This is a genomic window from Enterococcus moraviensis ATCC BAA-383, from assembly GCF_000407445.1.
GTDB lineage: Bacteria > Bacillota > Bacilli > Lactobacillales > Enterococcaceae > Enterococcus_L > Enterococcus_L moraviensis.
The window spans coordinates 160,933-187,253 of the sequence record NZ_ASWB01000003.1 but is presented as its reverse complement, the minus strand read 5'-3'; the positions used below and the strand labels follow the sequence as shown (position 1 = coordinate 187,253).

Genomic DNA, 26,321 nt, shown 5'->3' with positions numbered 1-26,321 from the left:
ATGAGGGAATAGCATGAAAGAATTAAAAGAATTGATTCAAAAGTATAAAGGAGAAATGATTGAGTTTCGAAGAGACTTACATCAACATCCTGAGTTACAATTTGAAGAATTCAGAACAACTGAAAAAGTTGCTGAAGTATTAGACAAAATAGGGATTCCCTATCGAAAGACAGAACCTACTGGAATCATTGCAGAACTTGTAGGTGAGAAGCCAGGCAAAACAGTTGCTTTACGTGCAGATATGGATGCCTTACCTGTTCAAGAATTAACAGAAGACATTGCTTATAAGTCCTTAGAAGATGGGAAAATGCATGCGTGCGGTCATGATGCTCACACCGCGATGTTGTTGACAGCAGCGAAAGCATTAAAGGAAGTTCAATCGCAATTAAAAGGAACAGTTCGATTTATTTTTCAGCCATCAGAAGAAAATGCACAAGGTGCAAAAGCGATGGTTGCGCAAGGGGCAGTGGAAGGTGTGGATGATGTTTTTGGTATTCACATCTGGTCGCAAATGCTTTCAGGAACTGCTTCTTGTGTTGTAGGATCTTCATTTGCTTCAGCCGATATCTTTTCAATTGACTTTAAAGGACGCGGTGGTCATGGTGCTATGCCGGATGCGTGTGTGGATGCAGCGTTGATCGCCTCCTCGTTCGTTATGAACGTGCAAACGGTTGTTTCTAGAGAGACGAATCCGTTAGACCCAGTGGTAGTCACAGTTGGAAAAATGGATGTTGGTACCCGTTTTAATGTTATTGCAGAAAATGCTCGCCTAGAAGGGACTGTACGCTGTTTTAGTATCGAAACACGTAATAGAGTAGAGAACGCTCTAAAACGTTATGCTGAGCAAACTGCGGCCATGTATGGTGGGACTGCTACTGTAATCTATGAGTATGGAACGGTACCAGTAATCAATGATGAAGAAGATGCGTTGTTTGCTCAAGAGATTATCAAGGAAAGTTTTGGTGAGAAGGCCCTTATTCAAGAACCACCCACTACTGGAGGAGAAGACTTTAGTTATTTCACCGAAAATACGTCTGGCTGTTTTGCTTTAGTAGGATGTGGCAATCCGAAAAAAGATACACAGTGGGCGCATCATCATGGTCGTTTTAATGTGGATGAAGATGCAATGGAAATTGGAGCAGAGTTGTATGCGCAATATGCATATGAGTATTTAAATAAATAGAATGGCACAGTCATAACGATGCTGTTAAAAGATGGGAAGAACCTGATAGGTAGTTCTTCCCATCTTTTTTATTTACGGCAACGAAACCAATTTATCGGCTACTAAAAAAACTTTCTGTCTTGACAGATATGAATTCACATATCGGGGCTTATTTTGTTATAATAGAGATTAGTGTGAATATAAGAAGTGATGATTGAAAAAACACTGATTTTTTGTTAGTGTTAGTAAGACTAAATAATTGAGGGAGTACGCGATGCAACCGATAATTGAATTAAAAAATATCGATTTTAACTATCAACCTGAAGATGCTTCTCCCGCTTTGAAAGATGTATCTTTTTCCATCCAACAAGGTGAGTGGATTGCAATTATTGGCCATAATGGGTCAGGGAAATCAACATTAGCTAAAACAATCAATGGATTACTATTACCTGCTTCTGGGAGCATTTCAGTTGGTGGGAAAGAATTGAACGAAACCAATGTTTGGGATATCCGCAAGATGGTGGGAATGGTGTTCCAAAACCCGGATAACCAGTTTGTCGGCTCAACAGTAGAAGATGATGTCGCATTTGGTTTGGAGAATCAAGGTATTCCGCGCGAAGAAATGCTTGTGCGAGTCAAAGATGCCTTAGAGAAAGTACGTATGGATTCATTTGCTACACGTGAACCAGCACGTTTATCTGGCGGACAAAAACAGCGTGTAGCGATTGCGGGCGTTGTTGCTTTACGTCCTGATATCATCATTTTAGATGAAGCAACAAGTATGCTTGATCCAGAAGGCCGAGAAGAAGTAATCACAACGATCAAAAAAATCAAAGAGGAAAGCAATTTGACTGTGATTTCAATTACTCATGATATTGATGAAGCAGCGAATGCTAATCGAATTTTGGTAATGAAACAAGGGGAACTTGTCGGTGAAGGAACGCCAGAGAAAATTTTCTCTGCTGGAACAGAATTGATTCAAATGGGCTTAGATCTTCCTTTCCCAGAAAAACTAAAAATTGCGTTGAAACAACGTGGCGTTGATGTGCCAAACGAATATTTGACTGAAGAAAGGATGGTGGATTGGTTATGGACATCCGTTTTGAACAAGTAGATTTTACGTACCAACCCAATACACCCTTTGAACAACGGGCATTATTCGATTTGAATTTAAAGATAAAGAATGGCTCTTATACAGCGATTGTCGGGCATACAGGTAGCGGGAAATCGACGTTGTTGCAACATTTGAATGCGCTGGTAAAACCTACAAAAGGAACAGTTACCATAGGTGATCGAACAATCGTTCCAGAAACAAATAATAAAAATTTGAAACCTATCCGAAAGAAAGTTGGGATCGTATTTCAGTTTCCAGAAGCACAATTATTTGAAGAAACGGTAGCAAAAGATATTGCGTTTGGTCCCAAAAATTTTGGTGTCTCAACGGAAGATGCCGAAAAGTTAGCAGCTGAGATGCTTGACTTAGTTGGGTTGGATGGGAGTTATCTAGAACGATCACCATTTGAATTGTCAGGTGGTCAAATGCGTCGTGTGGCGATTGCTGGTGTTTTGGCAATGGAACCAGAAGTATTAGTTTTAGATGAACCAACAGCAGGACTTGACCCACAAGGGCGTAAAGAGATGATGGAAATGTTTCAGCGTTTGCATGAAGTACGCGGCATGACCATTGTTTTAGTAACTCATTTAATGGATGATGTTGCGAATTACGCAGATCATGTAATCGTATTAGAGCAAGGGCAAATTGTGAAGTCGGGTACACCACAAGATGTTTTTCACGATCTTGAATGGTTGAAAGAAAAGCAATTAGGTGTTCCTACGGCGGCTTCGTTTGCAGAGAAATTGATAGCAAAAGGAATTACATTTGAGCAACTACCATTGACTGCCGAAACATTGGCTGAGGATTTAATAAAAGGGTTAAAAAAGGCAGGTGAAGACCTGTGATGAACAAATTGATATTTGGACGTTATATACCAGGAAATTCGTTTATTCACACGATGGATCCACGAGCAAAGTTGATTGCTAGCTTTTATTTTATTGGGATCATCTTTTTAGCGAATAATTGGCAAACATACGCTATATTAGCTATTTTTACATTATTTGCGATTTTTCTATCAAAGGTAAATATTCGTTTCTTTATTCGTGGGATCAAACCACTGATTTGGCTAATTTTATTTACAGTTGCATTGCAGATGTTGTTTACGCAAGGTGGCGAAGTTTACTTTAAGTGGGGGATTTTTACGATTACTGAATTTGGTGTGATCAACGGTTTGTTTATTTTCTGCCGTTTTGTATTGATCATTTTTATGTCTACACTATTGACATTGACAACCCCGCCTCTTGATTTATCAGATGCAATCGAATATTTGTTGCGTCCATTAAAAGTAATTCGTTTTCCTGTTCATGAAGTGTCACTGATGTTGTCGATTGCGTTGCGTTTTGTTCCAACTTTGATGGATGAAACAGAAAAAATCATGAATGCACAACGTGCTCGTGGTGTCGATTTTGGTGAAGGAAATTTGGTTCAAAAAATGAAAGCTGTTGTGCCATTATTGATTCCGTTGTTTGTCAGCAGCTTTAATCGAGCAGAAGATTTAGCTACGGCTATGGAAGCTCGAGGATACCAAGGTGGAGATGGTCGGACAAAATATCGAGTTCTACATTGGCACATGAACGATACTGTAGTGATGATGGCGTTTGCCGCTTTAACTGCAGCGTTAGTTTTTTTAAGAAGTTAGAAGTAAAGGTGGAAAAGAAATGCCGCGCTATAAAGCAATCATTGCGTATGATGGAACGAAGTTTAATGGATTTCAAGTTCAGCCGAATGGACGAACCGTTCAAGAAGAGGTTGAAAAAACATTAAGAAAAATGAACAATGGTAAAACGATTACGATTTTTGGTTCTGGTCGTACAGATGCAGGCGTTCACGCTGTGGGGCAAGTGATTCATTTTGATTATCCACACGCACGTGACTTGGAGAAAATGCGCTACGCATTAGATACACAAACACCAGAAGATATCGGCGTAAAAAGTGTAGAAATCGTTTCAGATGAGTTTCATGCTCGTTATCATGTTGTAGAAAAGATGTATCAATTTAGAGTAGATATTGGGAAACCAAGAAGCCCTTTTAAACGATTCTATGCTAGCTATTTTCCTTATGAAGTTGATACGGAGAAAATCCAGCGAGCATTGAATGATTTAATAGGAACGCATGATTTTACTTCATTTTGTGCTTCTGGAACCGAGATAGAAGATAAAGTTCGCACGATTCATGAAGCGAGTTTAGCTGTCAATGAAGCAGGCGATGAATTGATTTTTACGTTTCGTGGGGATGGTTTTTTATATAAGATGATCCGCATTCTAGTGGGAACACTACTTAAAATCGGGAATGGTCGGATGGATGAACACGCAATACCTGAAATTATTGCAGCAAAAGATCGTAATTTGGCAGGTCCGACAGCCCATCCAGAAGGATTATATCTAGTTGAAGTAAAATATGAATAATCAAAAAAAGTTCTTAGCTAATGAAAAGCTAAGAACTTTTTTCGATAGCAGTATTCCCCAAACCGAGGTGTGGGCAATAGTTATTCCTGAATAATATTTTTCTTTTCAAAAAGCTGTTGCAATGTTCGGTATAAATCAGTTAGCTCTTCTTCACCATAAGATAGATCCCAAAAATAAAGCGGAAGGTCTGGGTATTTTTTTCTTGGTAATAAAGAGGAACTAATAACTAAATCATATTGGTCATTTAAGGCTTCTTGATAAGGTGCAGCGTCGATAAAACCTAAATCAGTTAAAAACTGATAGATTCTTCTAACTAAAAGAAAATTATGTTCAAAAGCAACACCGACCGTTAGATGTTCAGAATGTTTTGGTTTGGCATAAACAGGAAGTAAAACACCTTTGAATGCTTTGACTAACGGATTTTTGATCGTGTAGATAAATCTGTATTCTTTTTCCTTCGATTTTTCATCGAAAAAGGATTGTATCCGTGTTTCAAGCTGTTCATCTGCTTTTTTCTTTTTACGTGGTAATTCCACTAAATTTTGAAGATTAGGAAAAGGTTGGCGCAAGACAAAAAAAGTAAAAGCAATATTAAGTAAATTCCCGATGATCATTGATTTGTCTAAAATTTCGGGCTCTTTTTTAAAAATATTTACTTTGGCATAGGCTAAAAATTCTTGCACTAACTCATATACAAGATTAGGTCGAGTTGAAAAATCATGAATTGTTTGATACAGCGAAGGATCATCTTCTAATGTATAAAAAGGTGCATAGTGAGCTAGGAAAAAAATAAAACTACTTTCCCCTTTACTATGTTTAGCTGGTAAAGCATGTACGGGTCCAAGCTCTTTGTTTAAACGCTCAAAATCATAATATGGGTTATCTTGCATTAAAAAGTCATAGCGAAAATCATAAGGAACAAAAAACTTTTTACGCGTACGACAAAGGAAGATTGCTGCAAAATAAGTTAATTCTTTTGCGCCTAAATAGGTTCTAGATAATGGGAAGTATTCAGAAAATGCCATAGCAAGTTTTTCTGCATCTTCAATAGCAATCTCTTTAAAAGGCCAGACAGTTCCTCTTGTTCCTAACCATAGAGCGTCAAAGAGAGCGACTCTGACAGAACGTTCATCACCAGTTAAGTTTGCTTCAGTATATGTAAAGCGCAAATTGTATTGTTTTACGTGTGCTTTTAACGGTAACATCTTTCTTGAAACAGTAGAGCGACTAACATAATTTCGTTCACAAAAGTCATCAATACTAGGATAATCATGGTTTATGAAATAAAGAATAAATTGGAAAGGAACCGATTTTTTTAATAGAAAATAGCGATATTCATCAATTGTTACTAGCAATTGAGTACTGTCTATTTTTCCAGCTTTTTTTAAAATCGATGGATGTTTAGGCATTATTTTGGCTAAGTCATTATTGATTTCATTTACGATAATAAATGTCTGTTGGTAATTCAAAGATAATTTATCAGATACTCGGGTAATTGGAATATCTGGTTGATTGAGTTGAGTGATTCGTTTGAAAAGTCTAAATTTTGTGAGCATTCCCGAATCCATCATCAATTCTTCGTATAGCATGTGATCACTTCCTTGTTCCCTATTCTACTGTACTTTATAGCGACTTGTCAGCTAAGACGATAACCAATCTACAGTTAGTGACAGATCTTTAACAAAAAGATAGTCTTTTCGATTGAATGAACAAACGACGAAATGAAATGAACATTATTTCTCATTTTGAGAAGAAAAACTAGCAAGATGATAGATAAGAATTTGATGTATGTATAATGAAAAAAAGATGAGCCTGGGACATAACTTAAAAAAGTTATGTCCCAGGCTCTTAGTATCCGAATAAACAGTGGTCGCAGAAGCAACCTCATCGAAACTATTCATTTGAAGTAGTATTTGTATTTAATTTAGTCCAAATTAATCCGATAATAAACCCTATTATAGCTGGTATCACCCATCCCATTCCAATTGTGAACAATGGTAGATAATTCTCAGCAGTAGCTAAAATAGAGGCGATGAACGAATTAGATTTAATGAAATCAGGCATATTATTCAACGCATCCAGTAATGCCGCAAATAGTGTTACGTATGTTGTCATACGATAAACCTCTTTACGATGATTGAACAAAGGACTGATGATCACTAAAAGGATCAACGTCATTGCTAAGGGATAAATAAACATCAAAACTGGAATAGAGAATTGAATGATATTTGTTAACCCAACATTGGCAAATAAACAAGGCAAGATACTTGCTCCAGCAATGTAAAATGAATAAGATCTTTTTGGAAACAGCTCACTAAATGTTTCAGAGCAAGCAGTGATAAGACCAATTGCCGTTTTTAAACAAGCAAGAATAACAATAAATGCAAGTAAAATACTGCCTAAATTTCCTAAATAATGCTGAGCAATTTGAGCTAAAGCAATCCCACCATTTTCGCTAATAGGAAATTTCCCTAAACTCATTGTCCCCATAAAAGATAAAAGGGTATAAATGATGCCCATTAAAATAATACTAACTGCCCCGGATTTTATGGTATCTTTTGCGATATCATTGGGTTTTTCTACACCCATCCCTCGAATCGTTGACACGATGATGATACCAAATGCTAAAGAAGCTAGCGCATCTAAGGTATTATAGCCCATAGTAAAACCTTTGATAAATGGGTTTTCTGTATACGTAGCAACAACAGGTGCAGAAGCTACAGGGCCCAAAGGATTAAGAAAAGCAAAAAGAATTAAAATTGCGAGTAAAAATAGAAATAATGGATTTAAGAATTTTCCTACATAGCCCAATAATTTCGAAGGCTTACGAGAAAATGCCCACGCGATAAAAAAGAATAATACTGAAAAAATAGCTAAAACTAGTTTTTGCTGATCATTAGGGATAAAAGGTGCTAAACCAATTTCAAAAGACGTTGTGGCTAATCGCGGTAATGCGAAAAATGGACCAATCGTCATATACAATAACACCGTAAATCCAACAGCATAACGTCGATTCACTCGGGTGGCTAAATCAAAAACACCATTACTTTTGGAGATACCGATTGCAATTACACCTAGAAAGGGTAACCCGATACCAGTAATCAAAAAGCCAATATTTGCTAAGATTATATTTGCACCCGCTTCTTGCCCCATATGGACAGGAAAAATCAGGTTTCCTGCTCCAAAAAATAACCCAAATAGCATGGAACCTACATAAAGATAATCCCGCCACGATAATTTTTTTGTCACACATCAACACTCCTTACATGTTATCCTTAACTAAAGTAACAGAATAAGAAGAGGACGGCAAGCAAATTTTCAGAAAGAAAAGCTGATTTTCAAAAAAGATCTTGGTCAGTCTGTAAAATAAGCAAATTGATAATCATCACAGAATGCACCATTAATAAAGAATTCATCTTTAAACAATGCTTCTTGGATGAATCCATTTTTTTCATAAAACTGAATGGCCTTAGTATTAGTACCCATAACCCGCAAAGAAATCTTATGAATATCCTCTTGAATGGCGACTTCTTTTAAATAATCGAGTAATTGTCGCCCAATCCCTAATGATTGACTATTCGGATGAACCCCAATACCAATCATCCATTGTTTTTTATGAGAGAGCAAGGGTGTGGGATGATGAACATCAACAAATCCATGAACCTGATCCTTTTCTGCAGCAATAAAAATCTTTCGGCCCGCGATCTTTTCCTTATATTCGTCCACAGAGTCATAGTAGTGAAGCACAGGCGAATTTTCATTTGTCCAAATTGTATTTTCTATCTCGAGTAATGCAGGAAAATCATTTTCTTCAATTGCTCGAATCTCTATTTTTTTCTCCATTAAGATCCTTCTTTCTAGTTTTCCATATCGTTGAAACGCTCTGTTAATTTCTGCTTATGAGAGGTTAAAATGTCTTCAAAACGAATATCATATTTATCTGCTAAAATAAAGAGGTTATCTAGGACATCTCCAAGTTCCTCTGTTAAATCTTGTATTAAAATTTCTGTTGCTTTTTCTTCTTCATCTGGTCGATCCCGTCCGATTTCTAACGCACGGATAGCACGAGCAACTTCACCTGTTTCTTCTGATAAAAACCCTACCCGAATAAAGGAATCAAGCTGATACCATCCTCTTTTTTTATAAAAATCACTGATCCATTGTTGATACTGTTGAAGATCCATGTAATTCCCTCCAGTCTATTTTACTATGGTAGCATAGAGAATCAAAAAAATAAAAGTGATGTTGATCTTAGTCATTTTTTTACAGAGCAAAGTTTGTTTATTTGTAGTATCATAATCAAGTATAAGGCATAGACAAAAAATGGAGGGTAAAACAAATGACCACATTTTATTTTGTTAGACATGGAAAAACAGAACTAAATTTAAGTTTGAGATTTCAAGGAGGAGAGATTGATTCTCCACTCCTTCCAATTGGGATTGAACAAGCGATTCAAGCAGGACGCTATCTCTGTGATACGTCATTTGATGCAGCTCTTGTCAGTACTCAAAAAAGAGCGATGGATACAGCCAACTATATACTAAAAGAAAATAATTTTTTAAATGGGCTAACAGTGCGCTATTATGATAATCTAAGAGAAATTAGATTTGGCAAACGAGAAGGCGCTGAAATCGATCACAAAGATGAACAGACAAATTATCTAAGGGAACGTCCAGATCTATATGATCCCTCTTCATTTGATGGGGAGACAATTGATTCCTTAGTTGCTCGAGCAACTCAAATAATAGAGATGATCAGTAATGAGTACCCAGATGGACAAATACTGATTGTGGCTCACGGCGTGTTGTTGATTACGTTGATCAATTCATTAATAGGGAAAGACAAAGCGAAATGGCGTGAAGGTGGTCCTTTGGCTAATACAAGTATTACGATTTTAGAGAAAGAAAATCATGCAACGCATTATACACTGAAATCGTTTAACGATATATCGTATCAATCACAAAATGAGGAAGCATAATAGAATAAAAAAATTGAATTAATATAGGTGGATGTTATGAAAAAAATAGCAGTTTATTGTGGCGCAAGTGTAGGCACAAAACCAATTTATCAAGAACGAACAAAAGAATTGGGTGAATGGATGGGTACCCACAAGTATGATCTTGTATATGGTGGAGGTAATGTTGGATTGATGGGTGTTTTAGCAGACACGGTTCTAGCAAATGGGGGAAAAGCAATCGGGGTTATGCCCACATTTTTATTAGAACGTGAGCTGGCGCATCAAGAAATTACCGAAATGCATATTGTAAACGATATGCATGAACGTAAACGAAAGATGATTGATTTAGCTGATTGTTATATAGCCTTGCCTGGCGGTCCTGGAACGTTAGAAGAGATATCGGAAGTCGTTTCATGGGGAAGAGTAGGCGAGCACCAAAACCCTTGTATCTTTTTTAATGTAGACGGATATTACGATTTGTTAGCTGATTTTTTTGATAAAATGGTTTTAGATGGTTTTTTAACAAAAAAAGACAGAGAAAACATTTTTTTCTCTGAGTCACTGGATGACATCCAAATGGTTATCGATACTTTTACACCATCAGAAATTAGACAATATAAATAATGTGACGTTAACACTCAATGTGAAAAAATCGACATGAAGGCGATTGAATAAAAACAGCACAATGCGCTTTGGGCATTGTGCTGTTTTTTAAGTCTAATCAATTGAGTTTAAATAACTTGTCTATATCGATTTTTGCCTAAGCTTTAGTTAAAATTCGGTGTAAGAATTCTTTTGTACGCTCTTCTTTTGGATGAACAAAGATATCGTCCGATGTACCTTCTTCAGCGATCACGCCTTTGTCCATAAAAATCACACGATCAGAAACTTCTTTAGCAAATTCCATTTCATGAGTTACGATGATCATTGTAAGACCTGTATGAGCTAAATCCTTCATTGTTTTTAGCACTTCGCCGACCATTTCAGGGTCAAGCGCTGAAGTTGGCTCGTCAAACAGCATAACATCGGGATTCATCGATAAGGCACGAGCAATTGCCACACGCTGTTTTTGACCACCGGAAAGTTGTGCTGGTTTAGCATCAACGAATCGTTCCATACCAACTTTTTCGAGGTTCTCTAGGGCAATTTTTTGAGCTTCATCTTTTCCACGTTTCAAGACTGTGAGCTGTCCAGTAGTACAATTTTCTAAAACGTTCATATTATTAAATAGGTTGAACGATTGAAATACCATTCCTAAATGAGTGCGATATTTTGGTAAGTTATATCCACGTTCTAAGACGTTTTCACCGTTGTAGATGATTTTGCCACCAGTTGGTTTTTCTAGTAAGTTGATGCAACGTAAAAGGGTTGATTTACCGGAGCCAGAAGAACCGATGATTGTTACAACTTCTCCTTTATTTACCGTCACATTGATATCTTTTAAGACTTCGTTTTCACCGAAGCTTTTTCTTAAATGTTCGACTTCAATAATTTGGTTCATCTTTATTTCCTCCTATTTGTCTTTCAAGGTTAGTCAGGAAAGCTAAATCCTTAGCTTTCTTTTAGATTTTCTGCTTCTTCTAATTTTACATAAGCTGAAGGTCCATCCATTTTCTTCTCAACAATACGTAAAACACGTGTAATCGCATAAGTCATGATTAAATACATGATCCCAACAATAGTAAATGTTTGGAAGAATTGGAAGTTTGCGCCAGATGCAGAGTTACCTTGGAAGAATAAGTCAGCTACGCCGATAACACTCAATACAGCAGTATCTTTGATATTGATAACAAACTCGTTTCCTGTAGCAGGTAAGATATTACGCAATACTTGAGGCACAACGACTTTACGCATTGTTTGACCATGTGTCATTCCAATTGCTTGAGCCGCTTCAAATTGTCCTTGATCCACTGCAAAAATTCCGCCGCGGACGATTTCAGACATGTAGGCACCTGTGTTGATTGAAACGATAAACAAGGCCGCTACTGTTCGATCTAAAGAAATACCAAACGCTAAGGCTAAACCATAGAAGATAACCATTGCTTGAACCATCATAGGAGTACCACGAAAGACTTCGATATAAATAGAAAGCAGTCCATTACCTAATTTTTGGAAGAAACGTTTTGCTTTATTTTCAGATTCAGGAATTGTTCGAACAACACCAATCAATAATCCTAAAGATGTTCCAACAACTGTTCCGACTAAAGCGATAAATAAGGTTAGACCTGCACCACGTAAAAACATCCCGCCATATTGATCCCAGATAGTTTTAAAATCAGCTAAAACGCCTGTTTTTTCACTATCACTTGTTTCTGCAGCAGGTTGATCTTTCACTGCTTGATCCATGATTTTTGTTCGTTCTTCTGAAGAAATCCCAGATAAAATTTGATTGACTTTGCTGATTTGTGGATCAGCTTTACGCATACCAACCGCAATCTGCACATCTTCGGCATTTGTCTGGAAACCATTCTCTTTTGAAAACTCTAACATTGCTAAGTCTTTATTAACGCCAGTTGCAGTTACGCCTTCCGGACGTTCACTAACATAACCATCGATCATACCAGAAGCTAATGCTGTTCTCATGGCTGAAAAATTATCCATTGCTTGTTGTTTGTTCACACCAGGAATTTGATCGATCACACTGTAATGGAAAGTATTTAACTGTGCTGTTACTTTAGCACCAGATAAATCTTTCAAATTTTTAGCTTCTGCGAAATTCCCTTTTTTCTGAACGACGACGACTAATTGTGATTCGTAATAAGGATCAGTAAAATCAATTTCTTTACGACGTTCTGCGGTAGGACTCATCCCAGCGATAATGGCATCGATTTTTCCTGATTGTAGAGCAGGAGCCAAGCCGTCCCATTTAGTTTGCACGATAACGAGTTTTTTATCCAAGCCATCTGCAATTTTTTTAGCGATTTGTACATCATATCCTCCAGCATAAGAGGAATTGCCTTGAATTGGCACCGCACTGTGGGCATCTGTTTTTTGTGACCAGTTAAATGGAGCATAGCCTGCTTCCATCCCGACACGGAATTCACCGTTCGTTTCTGCTTGACTGAATACTGGAGTAAAGAAGATGCTTAAAATGATTGCAAATAATAAGCCAAGTGAAAATGATTTCTTGTTCATGTTTTTCTTCCTTTCTGTTTAACCACTTAATTTGTTCTACTATCATTTAGTTTAAAGAGTTTTGAAGAATAGGTCGAACCTATTCTTCTATACGTAAAAAAACAACCATACAAAAATGCATGGTTGCCTACTATCGTCAGGTACTCTCAACAAAAACATAGCGCAACTTAGCATCACTACTAAGACAGTCCGTAAGTTGTTCGCTTACGTCCCAACACACAACAGGGAGGCTGTTATGCATTTCGGCGATTTCTCCTAGACTTGATTCACTGTGTCCTCTCACTCCACAAGCTTAATAAAAATCGCAACCTCTACCTCAAATTTGAGGTACTATTAAATTATTAGATTCAAGTACACAGTGTACGTTATTTACCCATAAAAGTCAATATTCGACATAGGCAGATTGAGTATTTTCTAATGTAAAGGATAAAAAAACGACTAACCCAAAGTTTAACCAAATTGTTGAAATAGAAACAAAAAATCATTATACTAAAATAAATGACTCAATGATGATAGGAGATAGCCTATGAATAAAAAAGAACAGACAACAACGGAGTTTAGGGGACTGTTTAACAAATTAGCATGGTTGAACAAGCAAAAAATGGAGGAAGCACTTAAAGAATATAAACCTTCGGAAGTTCATTGTATCGAATCAATTGGGAAATCTGTCGATCCAAATGTGACGAAACTTGCGGAATCTTTATATATGACAAGAGGAGCTATCAGTAAAATAACTAAAAAGCTCATCAAAAAAGACGTGATTGAAAGCTACCAAAAACCAAAAAATAAAAAAGAGATTTATTTTAAATTGACTGAACAAGGAAAAAAAGTGTTCACTATCCATGAAAAGCTTCATGAAGAATTTCGTGAACGTGACAAAGTGGTTTTTGAGCATGTTACGGAAGCACAATTCGATGATATGCTTAGGTTTATAGAAAAATATAGTCAACATTTGGATGAAGAGATGAAGAAACAAGGAATAGATATTCCATCAGAATAAAACAGAGTCAGGGCATGGTTGAGACAGAAGAAGTTACTTCTGCGTGATCGTATATTCGGGCTCTATGAGGCAGTGATGTAACCCAAAAGGGACATCACTGTTTTTTTGTTGACAAAGAAACAAAATAGAGTTAAAGTGTTTATGTTTCTTAGGAAACTAAAAACAATCAAGGAGAATAAAAAATGTCAACATTAAAAACACAACATAAATCAACTATAGAGCCAACAACGGATAAGCATGCATTAATCTTTGGATTGATTTCCGTATTTCTGATTGGAATAGGCTTTAGTATCATAACGCCAGTCATTCCTTTTTTAGTCGAACCGTATGTTGTTCATCCGAACAATCAAGCAATTATTGTGACACTTTTGATTTCAGTCTATGCTGTCTGCATGTTTTTTTCTGCTCCGATTCTTGGCGCATTGAGTGATAGGTTTGGACGGCGACCATTACTATTGTTTAGTTTATTAGGTGCAGCGATCGGGTTCTTGGTTTTTGGGATCGGCGGTTCTTTATGGGTGTTATTTGCTGGTCGAATCATTGAAGGAATAACAGGAGGAAGTATTAGTACGATTTTTGCTTATTTTGCTGATATCACGCCAAAAGAACAGCGAACAAAGTATTTCGGATGGGTCAGCGCCATTGCAGGTGTAGGTTCTGTTATGGGACCAACTTTGGGTGGACTAATAGCAGCAAAATTTGGGTATGCTGCACCATTGTATTTTGGCGCAATCATCACCTTGTTGAATGTAGTTTATGGTTTCTTTTTTATGCCAGAAAGTCTAAACGCAAGCAATCGTTTAAAAGAAATTCCTTTTTCAAGGCTGAATCCATTTCTACAACTCTTCAGTGTATTGTCGATCAAGAAATTAAATCGTTTGCTTATTGCTGGATTCTTACTATGGATTCCAAGTGGCTCGTTACAAGCAATTTTGTCACAATTTACAATCGACACATTCAATTGGAAACCTGCTCTGATTGGTCTAGTATTTTCGATTATGGGTATTCAAGATATTGTTTCACAAGGATTGATTATGCCACGATTATTACGCAAATTGAATGACAAAAAAATTGTTATTTTAGGAATGGTTTCAGAAGTTATCGGTTATGGGTTGATTGGTTTGTCAGCAGTATGTTCTTTTTATCCTTTTTTTATCATAGGAATGTTTATCTTTGGTTTTGGGGATTCGATTTTTGGCCCTGCATTTAATGGAATGGTCTCTAAATCTGCTAACGCAAGTGAACAAGGGCGTGTTCAAGGTGGAAGCCAATCAATTCAGTCTTTAGCAAGAATCATTGGTCCAATTATTGGTGGACAATTGTATGTAACGTTAGGGTCTGCTGCGCCAGCAGTTATGGGAGTATTTTTGCTTATAATAGCAATCACTGTTTTAGTCAAGGACAGAGTGTAAACAAATGGAACTAAAAAAATAACTAGACCCGCTTATTTCTTATGGTAAACTAATAGTTACAGGGTTTGTCAAAAGGGAGTTTTTGATGATAAGTTGGGAGGAATTGGTATTATAAAATTTAAAAAGTTAACAAAAACAGCGGTGTTATTGCCGCTCTTGATTTTTATCGTAACATTTATCTACGGAGCGTTGAAATTTGATTTTTCAGGGAACACGCCGAATCAGCCATACGGATTGATTTATTCTTTTGTGATACTACAATTTGTTTTTATTGGTTATATCGTTTCGTTTATCGTAAATGGCGTTGTGGCGGTCTTTTTTTTGAAAAAAATGAATCAAAAGGAGCCACAAGTTCAACGGTTGATCAGTATTTATGTAACATCTTGGCTTTTATTACTCGTTTTATTTTGGAAGATTGGCTATTCTTCTCTGTTTCCGTATACGACACTTTTTAGTCCTGGAACAATCGGTGTAGGGCTAATGGTGCTTTTTGTAGCTATAACGGGTTGGCTAGTTGTTGATCGTTCACGTGATTTTACGGGGGATAGAGTAAAATCTATTCATGTAAAATCTGTTGTTTTTGGCGGGATGATTCCGATTGTCCTTATCCTTTTGACCGTTGGAACACGTCTAGGCTTCCTTACCTATGCTCAAAATAATCGAAATGATGAATACCAACAAGTAATTGAAGAAAAGCTTCATAGTGTTGGAACAAAAGGAGACGTACAGATTGTCAAAGCGTATGATTCTTCAAATTCGACACATGTTCAGCTGGATTATACGGTAACGCAAGAAGGTATTTCTGTATCTGCTAAAGGAGTCTTGGAACGATCGAATCTAAAGGATAAGTGGGAACTAACGGATAGTACTCTGACTACGTATGATCACTCAATTCAAACGATTCTTCAAGTACCGGCACATTCAAAAGAAGCGAAAGCATTTCTAGATGGATTTTCAGAAGAAGTTGAAAAGAGTATTGCTAAGAGTGGATTGACAAAAGAGATAGGGGTAAATACACCACTTGAAAAAAATGAGATTCGAACAGCTTATGACTTGCCTTATCTAGCCTATAATAATGAAGGTAGTACTAAAAAAATCAAGCAATGGGCGAAAGAAAATAGTCAATCTACAAATAAAAAACAGTCCGTTTTTGGTGGGTATGCAGCAGTGACAGTCAAACAATTGATGAAAAGTCAGATGATCATTGCGAATGTCCCAATACAATATCCTTATGTGGAAGAGAGTGATTTTGATGAACGAGAAGAAAATGCGATAAAGTATCGTGATGAAGTCATAAAAAATCTAGATTACTCCAAGTTAATGGATGGGTATTATGAGATAAAGGTTGACTCATCGAGTTATCCCCGATTGTTTCTTGTGAAAAATCATCAGATGAGTGAAGTTGACGGACTTTTAAGTAGTTCGATGTTACGAGAACCAACGGATGATTTAGGAAGTTTTGGTTCTGATTATAAAGAATGGTGATAAATCGACCAGTGAAGAACCAATAAGCAACAATAAAAAGAGGTTGGGACAGGAGTGTTTAACCCCGAGAAATAAGAAGGAATTCACGAAAATTGCACTTCCGATTTTTGTGAATTTCAGCTTATTTCCGAAGGGGTTGCTTCTGCCTCTACGGTTCTCGTTTCACTCCGATCCTCGAAGCATCGAGGACCATTTGCTCCCACCGTTTATTCGTATACTAGGTGTCTGGGATATGACTCGCAGAGTTATGTCCCAGACACTTTATTATTCATTTGTACATGCGTTGACTGGTTTTCTTTTTTTTTGTGTTTTATATAATAAGAATGAGCGGCCTAAACGTTATAGCAATCACCTTTTAGAATGGTAGTTAAGTTTGCTGAAACTGGCTATTATACAAAGAGGCATATAACGAAGGTTTGGCCAGTAGTTCTTGATGATTTCCTTTTTCCACGATATCGCCATCTTTCATCACTAAAATCAAGTCCGCATTTTCAATCGTAGATAAACGATGTGCAATCACAAAGCTAGTCCGATTATTCGTTACCTCATCCATTGCTTTTTGGATATGCGCTTCTGTTCTCGTATCCACGCTAGAGGTTGCTTCATCCAAAATAACCACAGGGGGATTTGCCAAAATGATTCTGGCGATCGTCAATAGTTGTTGCTGTCCTTGTGACAATGAGCCGTTTTCACTTGAAATGATTGAATCATAACCGTTAGGCAATGTTCTAATAAAGTGGTCACATTGTGCGATTTTAGCCGCTTCAATCACTTCTTCTCGGGTTGCATCCATGCGTCCATACGCAATATTCTCTGCAATTGTACCTTCAAATAACCACGTATTTTGTAAAACCATTCCAAACATTGCACGTAGATTTGTTCTTGAAAGGTCTGTGATATCTACGCCATCAAAGGTGATACGACCTCCATTTAACTCGTAAAAACGCATCAATAAGTTTACTAATGTGGTTTTACCCGCACCAGTTGGGCCAACGATGGCTACCATTTGTTTTGGCTTTACAGTGAAATCAACTTGCTTCATCAATATTTTTTCTTTAGTATAACCAAATTGCACGTTATCAAAAGTTATTGCACCAGTTGGATGATCGATGAGTTGGATGTTCGCTTTTTCTGGCACATCGTCTTCTGCATCTAAAATTTCAAAAATCCGATCAACAGCTGCCAACGCTGCTTGAATGGAGTTGATAACATAAGAAGCTGTAGAAATCGGTTCAGATACTTGATTGATATATTGTAGATAAGCTTGAAGCAAACCAATTGTGATTCCGCCTTGTAGAACCAAGAAGGCGCCGATGATCGCACTGACGATAAACGCTAATTGATTGATCAAACGAATTGCAGGATAAATCGCAAAGTTCATAAATTGAGCACTTAAAAAGGCTTTGTAGTGCTTTTGATTTGTTTGAGAGATGACGTCTTTTGCATGATTTTGTTGATTGAAGGTTTTTGTCACTAAATTCCCAGATAAAAACTCTTCAGTTTTGTTGTTCAAAATCCCAAGTTCTGACTGACTTGCTTCGGCTAGTTTCTTATTTTTATTGGCAATTTTGCCAGTTAGGAATGAGCTTCCTGCAATCAAGACAACAACGATCAAAGTTAGTTTTACATCAATATAGAACAACATGATCCCAGCAAAGACAATCGTTGAAATCGAAGTGAAAAATTGATTGATCCCAGTTAAGAAAACTTGAGACAACTGGTTTAAACTGGTCGTTGTTCGGCTGAGAATATCTCCAACTTGATGTTGATCAAAAAACGCCATCGGCAATGATTTGAATTTTTTTGTGACTTCTTTTCGGACTCTTAGGGTGATCCGTTCGCTTAAAGATGCCATCACACGTTCTTGTGTATAAGACATCAAGCTACTGATGATCGAAAAGACAATCAAAATCAAAACAGGTATCAATAAAGCATCTTGAACCATCAAAAATGTGATATGACCGACTCCGTGAGTTTTGATCAGTGTAAGCAAATCATCAATAGCGATACCCATAATAAATGGCATAGCGATGACTAAAGCATTCCCCACTAAGCTACATAAAATCAAGCCGAAAAATATCGGGCGTTCAGGTCGAATCAATTGAAAGAACCGTTTTAGTGTTTGTTTATTTAATTTTTCCATCATGACTATGCTCCTTCCGTGATAATCCCTTGTGAGCGGGCAAACTCTTGGTAGGTTTTATTTTGTTGTAACAGTTGGCTATGTGTTCCTTGACCTACAATTTTTCCCTCATCTAAAACGATGATTGTATCAGCTTGTTGGATTGTGCTTAAACGTTGAGCGACGATCAGTAAGGTTTTATCGGACATTTCTTCTTTTAATGCGAGTCTTAATGCAGCATCCGTTTTATAATCAAGTGCTGAAAAACTATCGTCAAAAATATAAATATCTGCAGGTTTGATCAAGGCGCGGGCGATACACAAACGCTGTCTTTGTCCACCAGAGAAGTTAGTTCCCCCTTGAGCCACAAATGAATCATAACCATCTTCTAATGTAGCGAGGTAAGAAGAAAGCTGAGAAATTTTGGCTGCTCGATCCATATCAGCTTTTGTTGCATCAGGATAGCCCATCAATAAATTACTCTTGATCGTTCCGCTGAATAGAAACGCTTTTTGAGGAACATAACTGATTTTAGAGCGTAATTCTTCTTGTGTAACATTTCTAATATCTATGCCATCAAATAAAATCGCACCTTCTGAGACATCACTAAGTCTTAGCAGTAATTTGGCAACCGTACTCTTACCAGAACCTGTACCACCAACGATTGCGGTTGTTTTTCCTTTTGGAATACTGAAATGGATATCCTCTAAAACGGGTTCATCCGCTTGATCATAACTGAAGGTTACGTGATTTAAATTGATCAAGGCATCTTGCGGTTCCGTTTCTTCAAGTAAAACAGGTTGATCAGTATCAAGAATTTGGTCTTGGGTATTTAAAATTTCTTCAATTCTTTTTACTGAAGCAAGGGATCTAGGTAACATGACTAACACCATTGCTGCAATCATTAAGTAAGCAAGCGTTAGTAAAGAATATTCAACGACGGCAGAAACCGTACCAATTTGCAAGGTACCAAGTGCCACAAAGTTTCCACCAAACCATAAGATAGAAGAGAACACCACACCCATTAATAAGAAGGCAACTGGTGTAATAAACGCGAAAATACTGTTTACGCGGATCATGCCGTTTGCATAGTCAGAAAATGTTTTATTTGTTCGTTCTTCTTCATATTCTTGATTGTTAAAAGCTCGAATCATATTAATCCCAGTGAAAAATTCCCGCAAGGTTACGATGATTTTATCCATTTTAGGTTGGATCAATAATGAAAGTGGCGTTCCTTTTTTCATCAAGATATAGACGATCAACCCAAAAGCTGCGATTGCAATCAGTGGTACCAAAGCCAATGTCGCTGAATAAGTGTACGTCATATAAAGTGAGAAAATCGCAATGATCGGTGCAGGTAAAATGAGTTGTAGAAACAAAACGATCATTTGTTGAATATTATCAACGTCATTTGTCATTCGTGTTAGTAGGGAACCTGTTCCAAAGTTATCTGCATCTTTAATAGAAAATGTTTGTAGTTTTGTAAAAAACATTTCTCGAGTTTCCAATCCAAATTTTGCAGCTACTTTAGCGGAAAGATAACTTCCAGCAATGGCTGAGAGCGCACCAAATAAAGCCATTGTGAGCATTTTAAGCCCAATCATTTTTATGGATTGTTCATCGCCGCTAGCAATCCCAACGTCGATCAATTGTGCTACGAGTAACGGTACACCAAGTGTTCCGATAATTTGTAAACATAAACAAAGAACTGTCGCTAAAATAAGTGTCAGATTCTTTTTAATGAAAAACTGAATGATTTTCATATAAATTCCTCCTTTTCAAGACTCAAAGGGAATTCTACACCTTCAAGCTACTTGAATGTCAACGGTTTTTGTTTATAATTAAAATTAGAGGTGAGAGTATGGAAAAAGAGAAGTTATTAACTGTAGGACAAGTAGCTGAAATTATGAATTTACCAAAATCGAAGATTCGCTATTGGGACGATATGAACCTATTGACATCCTCTAGAAATAGACAAAACGGTTATCGGCTTTTTGATATGGAGGATATTTTGACGATCAGTGATATTGATTTTTACCGCAGACTCGATATCCCCATTAATAAAATGACCAATCTTTATCGGAAATCACCAGAGGAATTATGGACGATATTAGATGAAACAGAAACACGCGTTACGGCAGAATTAGCGGAACTAAAGAAAAAAAAGCAAGGAATAAAACGCAGAAAAGATCAACTGTTGAGTTTGATAGAACTAAAAGAAAAAGAATTTATTGATGAGCCGCTAGATGTCGAACGAATTATTCCAATTGATTTAAAAGATCCCGATGAATTGCAGACCTACATTGATAATCCATCAAGCTTAGTAATTTACAGTGACTCTAACTATGAAAAAGAGCTCACATACGGATTTGCGGTAACACCCAAAGAATTTATGGAAGAAGAGACAATTTGGCAACAATCAGAGCAAACGAACCCCCAATACAAACAATTCTTACTTACAATCAAATCAGACAGTCCGTTAGAAAATAATTTCAAATTTATAAAAGAGAAATTAGAAAAACATGGGTATCAAACAGGTACAATGATTGGGCGGTTTATCATGACAGCAGAAGACGAAGATGGCTTTTATAGAGATTATTATAAAACCTGGGTGGAAGTGAGTAAGTGACATGGGCATAAATATCGTAATCTTCCTGATAAGGTGCTATGATTTAGCCAACTAAAAAAGGATGATTGGTCTATGAAAAAAATACAAACAATACAAGAGGTAATAACCTTTATAGAGAACAACCCACTTGCATTTTTATATGTATCACAAGAGGATTGTTCGGTGTGTCATGCACTTAGACCCAAATTGATGGAGCTATTAAAAAACTATCCTACTATTGAACTGAGAGAAGTGGAAGCAGACAAAGTCAAAGAAATTTCGGCTGAATATTTGATTTTTTCAGCGCCAACCTTACTTTTTTTCGTTGATGGAAAAGAGTATATTCGTGAAGGAAAGTTTGTTCAGTTTAAAAAACTAGCGAACACAATTGATAGGATTTATTCGTTCGAAGAAAGCCGAATCTAACACGAAATCAATAAGGACAAGGCTCAAAGTTATGTGTGAGGTAAAGTCTTGCCCAAATGTAAGCGTACTATTGACAAAGAAAATAAGACGTTGTATACTTTGGTCAACGGATCGTTACTGGTTAAGCAGGCGTGACCTCTCACATTACTTTTTTTGGTGATGTTTGATATGGTCAGGTCTTTTTTCGTTTTTCAAGTCAAGAACAGGAGATAATTGCAATGAAAATACTGAAAGTTTTTAATAATAATGTTTCTTTGATCTTAAATGATGATAGCGTTGAAGAAATCATTATGGGCAAAGGCGTCGGCTTTAACAAGTGTGAAGGTGACGTGATCGATCCTGTCTTGATTGAAAAAAGATTTGTTCTAGAAGGTAACAATTCCGTCAGCAATTTAGATAATCTACTTGCAAGAATCGACATTGAAGATATTGAACTGGCCAGTGATATTATTCAATTAGGTGAAACTGAATTAGAGCAAGCAATCGATGACTCCATATTGCTGACATTATCCGATCATATCGGTTTTGTCTTAAATCGTGCGGCAGAGGGCTTACAAATGCGCTCGCCACTAGAATGGGACATTAAACAAATTTATACAAAAGAATATGCCTTTGCGTTGAAAGCCGTTCAAATGATGCGGGAGAAAACAGGCATTGAGATTCCAGACCAGGAAGCCGCTTTTATTACCCTTCATTTTGTGAATGCCTATAATTCTACGAGCAATATGAACGAAACCATGCTGACAACCAAAATCATTCAAAGCATTATCGACATTATTAAATACCATTATGGCAAAGAATATGATGAAACATCTTATGATTTTACTCGTTTCATTACCCATATTCGTTACTTTGTCAAAAGGCAGCTAGATAAAGAAGTATCGTCAAATGAGGATTCGTCTTTGATCAATCTGATCGCTGTCAAATACGAACAAGATTATCAGTGTGCAGTCAAAATCAAAACATTTTTGGCCCAACAATATGATTGGACGATTTCCAATGATGAATTGATGTACCTAACACTTCACTTAAATCGCTTATCAAGCAATCAATAGGATCGTTACTGGTTAAGCAGGCGTGACCTAAGAAAAACACTTAGTCTATAAGTGTTTCTTCTTGGGTCACTTTTTTTCTAAAAAATGAATCAAAGAGAGGAATTACTATCATGCGTTATGAAGAAGAAAGTAAAAAAATCATTGAACTGGTCGGCGGTAAGTCGAATATCAATAGTTTAGTTCATTGTGCGACACGTTTAAGATTTAGCTTGAAAAATACGAAAAAAGCGGACAAAGAAGCATTGGAGAACTTACCCTATGTGATGTCCGTTGTAAATAGCGGTGGACAATACCAGGTCGTGATTGGTAGTAAAGTCCCTGATTATTATGCAGCGATTCAGTCGCTCGCAGATTTAAACGAAGATGCACCTAAAACAGAGAAGAAACTAAGCTTTAATTATGTGTTCGAAGTGATCTCTGGAGCCTTTTCACCGCTGATTCCAGCAATGGCGGGATCTGGCATGATCAAAGCAGTTTTAACGATTTTAGTTGAAATGAAATTATTGGCTGATACTAGTTCAACGTATATGGTATTAAGTGCGGCTAGTAATGCAATCTTTTACTTCTTGCCTGTTTTTCTAGGGATCACCTTAACGAAAAAAATCGGTGGAAATATGTATGTTGGTGGTGTAATCGGTGCGGCCTTGCTGGAACCGTCATTCACTGGAATGATTGGTCAGGAAAAGCTTGATTTTCTAGGAATCAATTTAAACGTTGTTGATTATGCAACGACGATTTTCCCGATTTTTGTAGCGATTTTCATTTATTCATTCGTGGATAAATTCTTACGTAAAATTATTTTTAGAGACCTTCAATTATTCGCTGTTCCGATGTTTAGTTTGATGATCATGGTGCCTTTGACTGCGTTGCTTTTCGGCCCATTTGGAACGGTGATTGGGGATGCGTTATCTCAAGGTGTCATGTGGTTGATCGGTAAAAGTGCGTTACTTTCAGGGATCGTTTTAGGTGGCGGCATGCCATTTATGGTTATGTTTGGTTTGCATTGGGGCTTTTCACCGATCACACTGGAAAACTTGACAGTGATGGGTGGCGATCCGATCGAAGGTATGGCTGTGGCAGCTGTATTTGCACAAATCGGGATCGCAATTGGGTTCTATTTAAAATCTAAAAAACATTCTAAAATGAAAGCTTTAGCTGGACCATTAGCGTTGACAGGTTTATTTGCAGGTGTAACAGAACCAATTGTATATGGTTTGATTTTAAGATATAAACGCTTATTACCGATCGTTGCGATTTCAGGTGCGATTGGTGGCGCAATTTGTGGAGTGACAGGTGTGACGATGAATGCCTATGTGTTCCATAACATTTTCTCTATTCCAGTGTATACACCGAAAATCGGGTATTTCATTGGCGTCGGTTCAGCTTTGATTGCGGGCGCTGTATTAACCTATTTCTTCGGAGTGAAAGAAGACGAAATGACTGATTTCTTGCCTGAAACTGATCAAGGAGAAGATGATTTTCAAGAAACAGTAACAGAGGTACAAGAGCATCCAGAAACAACTGTTTATGCGCCGTTTGCAGGAACTGTGATTCCTTTGAAAGAAGTAGAGGACGATGTATTTTCTAGTGAAATTGCTGGAAAAGGTGTGGCGATTATCCCGACTGCTGATAAAGTTGTGGCACCATTCGATGGAACAGTTGTCGCCATTTTCCCATCAAAACATGCGATTGGGTTAAAATCAACTGGCGGTAGCGAGTTATTGATCCATATCGGAATTAATACAGTGAACTTAAATGGCGAACATTTTGAAACGAAAGTTGCAATGGGGGATACGATCACACGGGGCCAAACATTAGTAGTTTTCGATCGTGAAAAGATCGAGCAAGCAGGCTATGCGATGACATCGCCAGTTATTTTAACAGACGCACCAAGTATGGAATCATTGAATATTATCAATGATAGCGATAAAGTGACACCAGAAACAAAATTATTTGTTGTTGGAACGAGCAAGGAGGCTGACGGTCAATGAGAAACGATTTTCTGTGGGGCGGCGCAGTTGCGGCTCATCAAGTAGAAGGCAGTTTTAATCAAGGCGGCAAAGGAATCAGTATTGCAGATGTAATGACGGCGGGGTCAAAAGATCATGCTAGAGAAATTACTGACGGAGTTATTGAAGGAAAGTTTTATCCTAACCATGAAGCAATCGATTTTTATGGGAACTATAAAGCAGATGTCCAACTATTTGCAGAAATGGGCTTTAAATGTTTAAGAACCAGTATTGCGTGGACAAGAATTTTTCCAAATGGCGATGAGCAAGAACCAAATGAAGCTGGGTTAGCCTTTTATGATGATCTATTTGATGAATTATTGAAATACGGAATCGAGCCTGTGATTACGTTGTCTCACTTTGAGATGCCCTATTATTTAGTTAAACACTATGGAGGTTGGCGTAGCCGCGAATTGGTCGGCTTTTTCACTACATTTGCTGTGACTGTGATGGAGCGTTATAAAGATAAAGTAAAATATTGGATGACGTTCAATGAAATCAATAATCAACGCATTTTGGAAAATCCTATTTATTCATTTACCAACTCAGGTATTCTTTATCAAGAAGGCGAAGACAAATTAAAAACGATGTACCAAGCTGCGCATTATCAATTTGTAGCTAGTGCAATCACTGTAGCTGAAGGAAAGAAAATCAATCCTGATTTCCAAATTGGTTGTATGTTAGCAGCGACACCAAATTATCCCTTGACGAGTGATCCCGAAGATATTATCGCAGCACAACAAGAGGACGAAAAACAGTTATTTTTTACCGATGTCCAAGTAAGAGGAAATTATCCACGTTGGGCACTCAAAGAGTGGGACAGAAATGGCTATCAATTGGATATTACGGCTGAAGATCTACAATTACTAAAAGCTGGAACAGTTGATTATATCGGTATCAGCTACTATTTAAGTAATACGATTTCAACACGTCCTGAAGCCGTTCGTTTAGAAGATGACTTGCTTGGAGACAGCTCTCTTGTTGAAAATCCTTATGTAAGTAAGACAGAATGGGGCTGGTCGATCGATCCAGCTGGATTACGTCACTATTTAAATCTTTTAAGTAATCGGTATGAACGTCCTATTTTTATTGTGGAAAATGGATTTGGGTATGCAGATAAACTGGTAGAAGATCAAATCCATGATGTGGAACGAATCGACTTTCTTAGTCAACATATCAAAGAAATGAAAAAAGCCATTGAGATAGATGGTGTAGATGTGTTAGGTTACACTGTTTGGGGCTGTATTGATCCAATTTCGTTCACTACTGGTGAAATGCGGAAACGTTACGGTTTTATTTATGTGGATCGTGACAATCAAGGAAATGGCTCATTGAAACGAATAAAAAAAGATTCATTTGAGTGGTATAAACACTTGATCCAATCAAATGGTGCCAATATATAAGTTGCCATTTAAGGGGTTCTCTCATTGT

At 37.2% G+C, this 26,321-nt stretch carries 23 protein-coding genes and 1 riboswitch; of the genes, 15 read left to right on the top strand and 8 right to left on the bottom strand.

The window, feature by feature from the left end; genetic code table 11:
- Positions 1 to 13: 13 nt before the first annotated feature.
- From I586_RS10890 to truA, 5 genes are all read left to right on the top strand, one after another.
- On the top strand, positions 14 to 1,183 hold the full coding sequence (locus tag I586_RS10890) for a M20 family metallopeptidase (RefSeq protein ID WP_010766208.1): 1,170 nt from the start codon (positions 14 to 16) through the stop codon (positions 1,181 to 1,183).
- A gap of 253 nt (positions 1,184 to 1,436) precedes the next feature.
- Positions 1,437 to 2,276 carry an energy-coupling factor ABC transporter ATP-binding protein gene (locus tag I586_RS10885; RefSeq protein WP_010766207.1) on the top strand — a complete coding sequence of 280 codons (840 nt, stop codon included), beginning with the start codon at positions 1,437 to 1,439 and terminating at the stop codon, positions 2,274 to 2,276.
- Positions 2,252 to 3,121: an energy-coupling factor ABC transporter ATP-binding protein gene (locus tag I586_RS10880; protein ID WP_010766206.1), complete on the top strand. Its 870-nt coding sequence runs from the start codon at positions 2,252 to 2,254 to the stop codon at positions 3,119 to 3,121. The genes I586_RS10885 and I586_RS10880 overlap by 25 nt, the downstream gene beginning before the upstream one ends.
- Positions 3,118 to 3,915 carry an energy-coupling factor transporter transmembrane component T family protein gene (locus I586_RS10875; protein ID WP_034702371.1) on the top strand — a complete coding sequence of 266 codons (798 nt, stop codon included), beginning with the start codon at positions 3,118 to 3,120 and terminating at the stop codon, positions 3,913 to 3,915. Before I586_RS10880 ends, I586_RS10875 begins: the two co-directional genes overlap by 4 nt.
- Before the next feature lie 19 nt (positions 3,916 to 3,934).
- Positions 3,935 to 4,681, top strand: a complete 747-nt coding sequence (gene truA, locus I586_RS10870; protein WP_010766204.1) for a tRNA pseudouridine(38-40) synthase TruA — start codon at positions 3,935 to 3,937, stop codon at positions 4,679 to 4,681.
- A gap of 80 nt (positions 4,682 to 4,761) precedes the next feature.
- On the opposite strand, the gene I586_RS10865 is transcribed toward truA, so the two are convergent.
- From I586_RS10865 to I586_RS10850, 4 genes are all read right to left on the bottom strand, one after another.
- A complete protein-coding gene (locus I586_RS10865) occupies positions 4,762 to 6,270 on the bottom strand; it encodes a helix-turn-helix domain-containing protein (protein WP_010766203.1) in 1,509 nt (502 codons plus the stop codon).
- Positions 6,271 to 6,574: 304 nt separating this feature from the next.
- Positions 6,575 to 7,930: a branched-chain amino acid transport system II carrier protein gene (gene brnQ, locus I586_RS10860; protein WP_010766202.1), complete on the bottom strand. Its 1,356-nt coding sequence runs from the start codon at positions 7,928 to 7,930 to the stop codon at positions 6,575 to 6,577.
- Positions 7,931 to 8,035: 105 nt separating this feature from the next.
- Positions 8,036 to 8,524, bottom strand: a complete 489-nt coding sequence (locus I586_RS10855) for a GNAT family N-acetyltransferase (RefSeq protein WP_010766201.1) — start codon at positions 8,522 to 8,524, stop codon at positions 8,036 to 8,038.
- A 14-nt stretch (positions 8,525 to 8,538) separates the two neighbouring features.
- Entirely contained in the window at positions 8,539 to 8,865 is a 327-nt protein-coding gene (locus tag I586_RS10850) for a MazG nucleotide pyrophosphohydrolase domain-containing protein (RefSeq protein ID WP_010766200.1), read from the bottom strand.
- Positions 8,866 to 9,020: 155 nt separating this feature from the next.
- Here I586_RS10850 and I586_RS10845 point away from each other — a divergent pair, with 155 nt between their 5' ends.
- On the top strand, positions 9,021 to 9,659 hold the full coding sequence (locus tag I586_RS10845; protein ID WP_010766199.1) for a histidine phosphatase family protein: 639 nt from the start codon (positions 9,021 to 9,023) through the stop codon (positions 9,657 to 9,659).
- Positions 9,660 to 9,695: 36 nt separating this feature from the next.
- Entirely contained in the window at positions 9,696 to 10,262 is a 567-nt protein-coding gene (locus I586_RS10840) for an LOG family protein (protein WP_010766198.1), read from the top strand.
- 136 nt (positions 10,263 to 10,398) lie between these two features.
- On the opposite strand, the gene I586_RS10835 is transcribed toward I586_RS10840, so the two are convergent.
- Both I586_RS10835 and I586_RS10830 read right to left on the bottom strand, forming a co-directional pair.
- Positions 10,399 to 11,139, bottom strand: a complete 741-nt coding sequence (locus I586_RS10835; RefSeq protein ID WP_010766197.1) for an amino acid ABC transporter ATP-binding protein — start codon at positions 11,137 to 11,139, stop codon at positions 10,399 to 10,401.
- Between the two features lie 50 nt (positions 11,140 to 11,189).
- Entirely contained in the window at positions 11,190 to 12,773 is a 1,584-nt protein-coding gene (locus I586_RS10830; protein WP_010766196.1) for an ABC transporter permease subunit, read from the bottom strand.
- A 150-nt stretch (positions 12,774 to 12,923) separates the two neighbouring features.
- Positions 12,924 to 13,095: riboswitch (Lysine riboswitch) on the bottom strand.
- A gap of 204 nt (positions 13,096 to 13,299) precedes the next feature.
- Between I586_RS10830 and I586_RS10825 the strand changes: the two genes are divergently transcribed.
- The 3 genes from I586_RS10825 to I586_RS10815 all read left to right on the top strand — a co-directional run bounded on the left by I586_RS10825 (position 13,300) and on the right by I586_RS10815 (position 16,670).
- A complete protein-coding gene (locus tag I586_RS10825; protein ID WP_010766195.1) occupies positions 13,300 to 13,773 on the top strand; it encodes a MarR family winged helix-turn-helix transcriptional regulator in 474 nt (157 codons plus the stop codon).
- Positions 13,774 to 13,955: 182 nt separating this feature from the next.
- Complete coding sequence (locus tag I586_RS10820; RefSeq protein ID WP_010766194.1) at positions 13,956 to 15,185, top strand: MFS transporter; 1,230 nt, start codon at positions 13,956 to 13,958, stop codon at positions 15,183 to 15,185.
- 93 nt (positions 15,186 to 15,278) lie between these two features.
- Positions 15,279 to 16,670 (top strand): MFS transporter, encoded by a 1,392-nt coding sequence (locus tag I586_RS10815; protein ID WP_010766193.1) that lies wholly within the window; start codon positions 15,279 to 15,281, stop codon positions 16,668 to 16,670.
- Positions 16,671 to 17,037: 367 nt separating this feature from the next.
- On the opposite strand, the gene I586_RS10805 is transcribed toward I586_RS10815, so the two are convergent.
- Both I586_RS10805 and I586_RS10800 read right to left on the bottom strand, forming a co-directional pair.
- Positions 17,038 to 18,813 carry an ABC transporter ATP-binding protein gene (locus tag I586_RS10805; RefSeq protein WP_010766192.1) on the bottom strand — a complete coding sequence of 592 codons (1,776 nt, stop codon included), beginning with the start codon at positions 18,811 to 18,813 and terminating at the stop codon, positions 17,038 to 17,040.
- Positions 18,814 to 18,818: 5 nt separating this feature from the next.
- A complete protein-coding gene (locus I586_RS10800; RefSeq protein ID WP_010766191.1) occupies positions 18,819 to 20,555 on the bottom strand; it encodes an ABC transporter ATP-binding protein in 1,737 nt (578 codons plus the stop codon).
- Between the two features lie 98 nt (positions 20,556 to 20,653).
- On the opposite strand from I586_RS10800, the gene I586_RS10795 reads away from it, so the two are divergent.
- From I586_RS10795 to I586_RS10775, 5 genes are all read left to right on the top strand, one after another.
- Entirely contained in the window at positions 20,654 to 21,421 is a 768-nt protein-coding gene (locus tag I586_RS10795; RefSeq protein ID WP_010766190.1) for a MerR family transcriptional regulator, read from the top strand.
- A gap of 72 nt (positions 21,422 to 21,493) precedes the next feature.
- A complete protein-coding gene (locus I586_RS10790) occupies positions 21,494 to 21,826 on the top strand; it encodes a thioredoxin family protein (protein ID WP_010766189.1) in 333 nt (110 codons plus the stop codon).
- Positions 21,827 to 22,044: 218 nt separating this feature from the next.
- Complete coding sequence (gene licT, locus I586_RS10785; RefSeq protein WP_010766188.1) at positions 22,045 to 22,881, top strand: BglG family transcription antiterminator LicT; 837 nt, start codon at positions 22,045 to 22,047, stop codon at positions 22,879 to 22,881.
- A gap of 110 nt (positions 22,882 to 22,991) precedes the next feature.
- On the top strand, positions 22,992 to 24,872 hold the full coding sequence (locus I586_RS10780; RefSeq protein ID WP_010766187.1) for a beta-glucoside-specific PTS transporter subunit IIABC: 1,881 nt from the start codon (positions 22,992 to 22,994) through the stop codon (positions 24,870 to 24,872).
- Positions 24,869 to 26,293, top strand: coding sequence for a 6-phospho-beta-glucosidase (locus I586_RS10775; protein ID WP_010766186.1), 1,425 nt, complete (start codon positions 24,869 to 24,871; stop codon positions 26,291 to 26,293). Before I586_RS10780 ends, I586_RS10775 begins: the two co-directional genes overlap by 4 nt.
- Positions 26,294 to 26,321 lie beyond the last annotated feature (28 nt).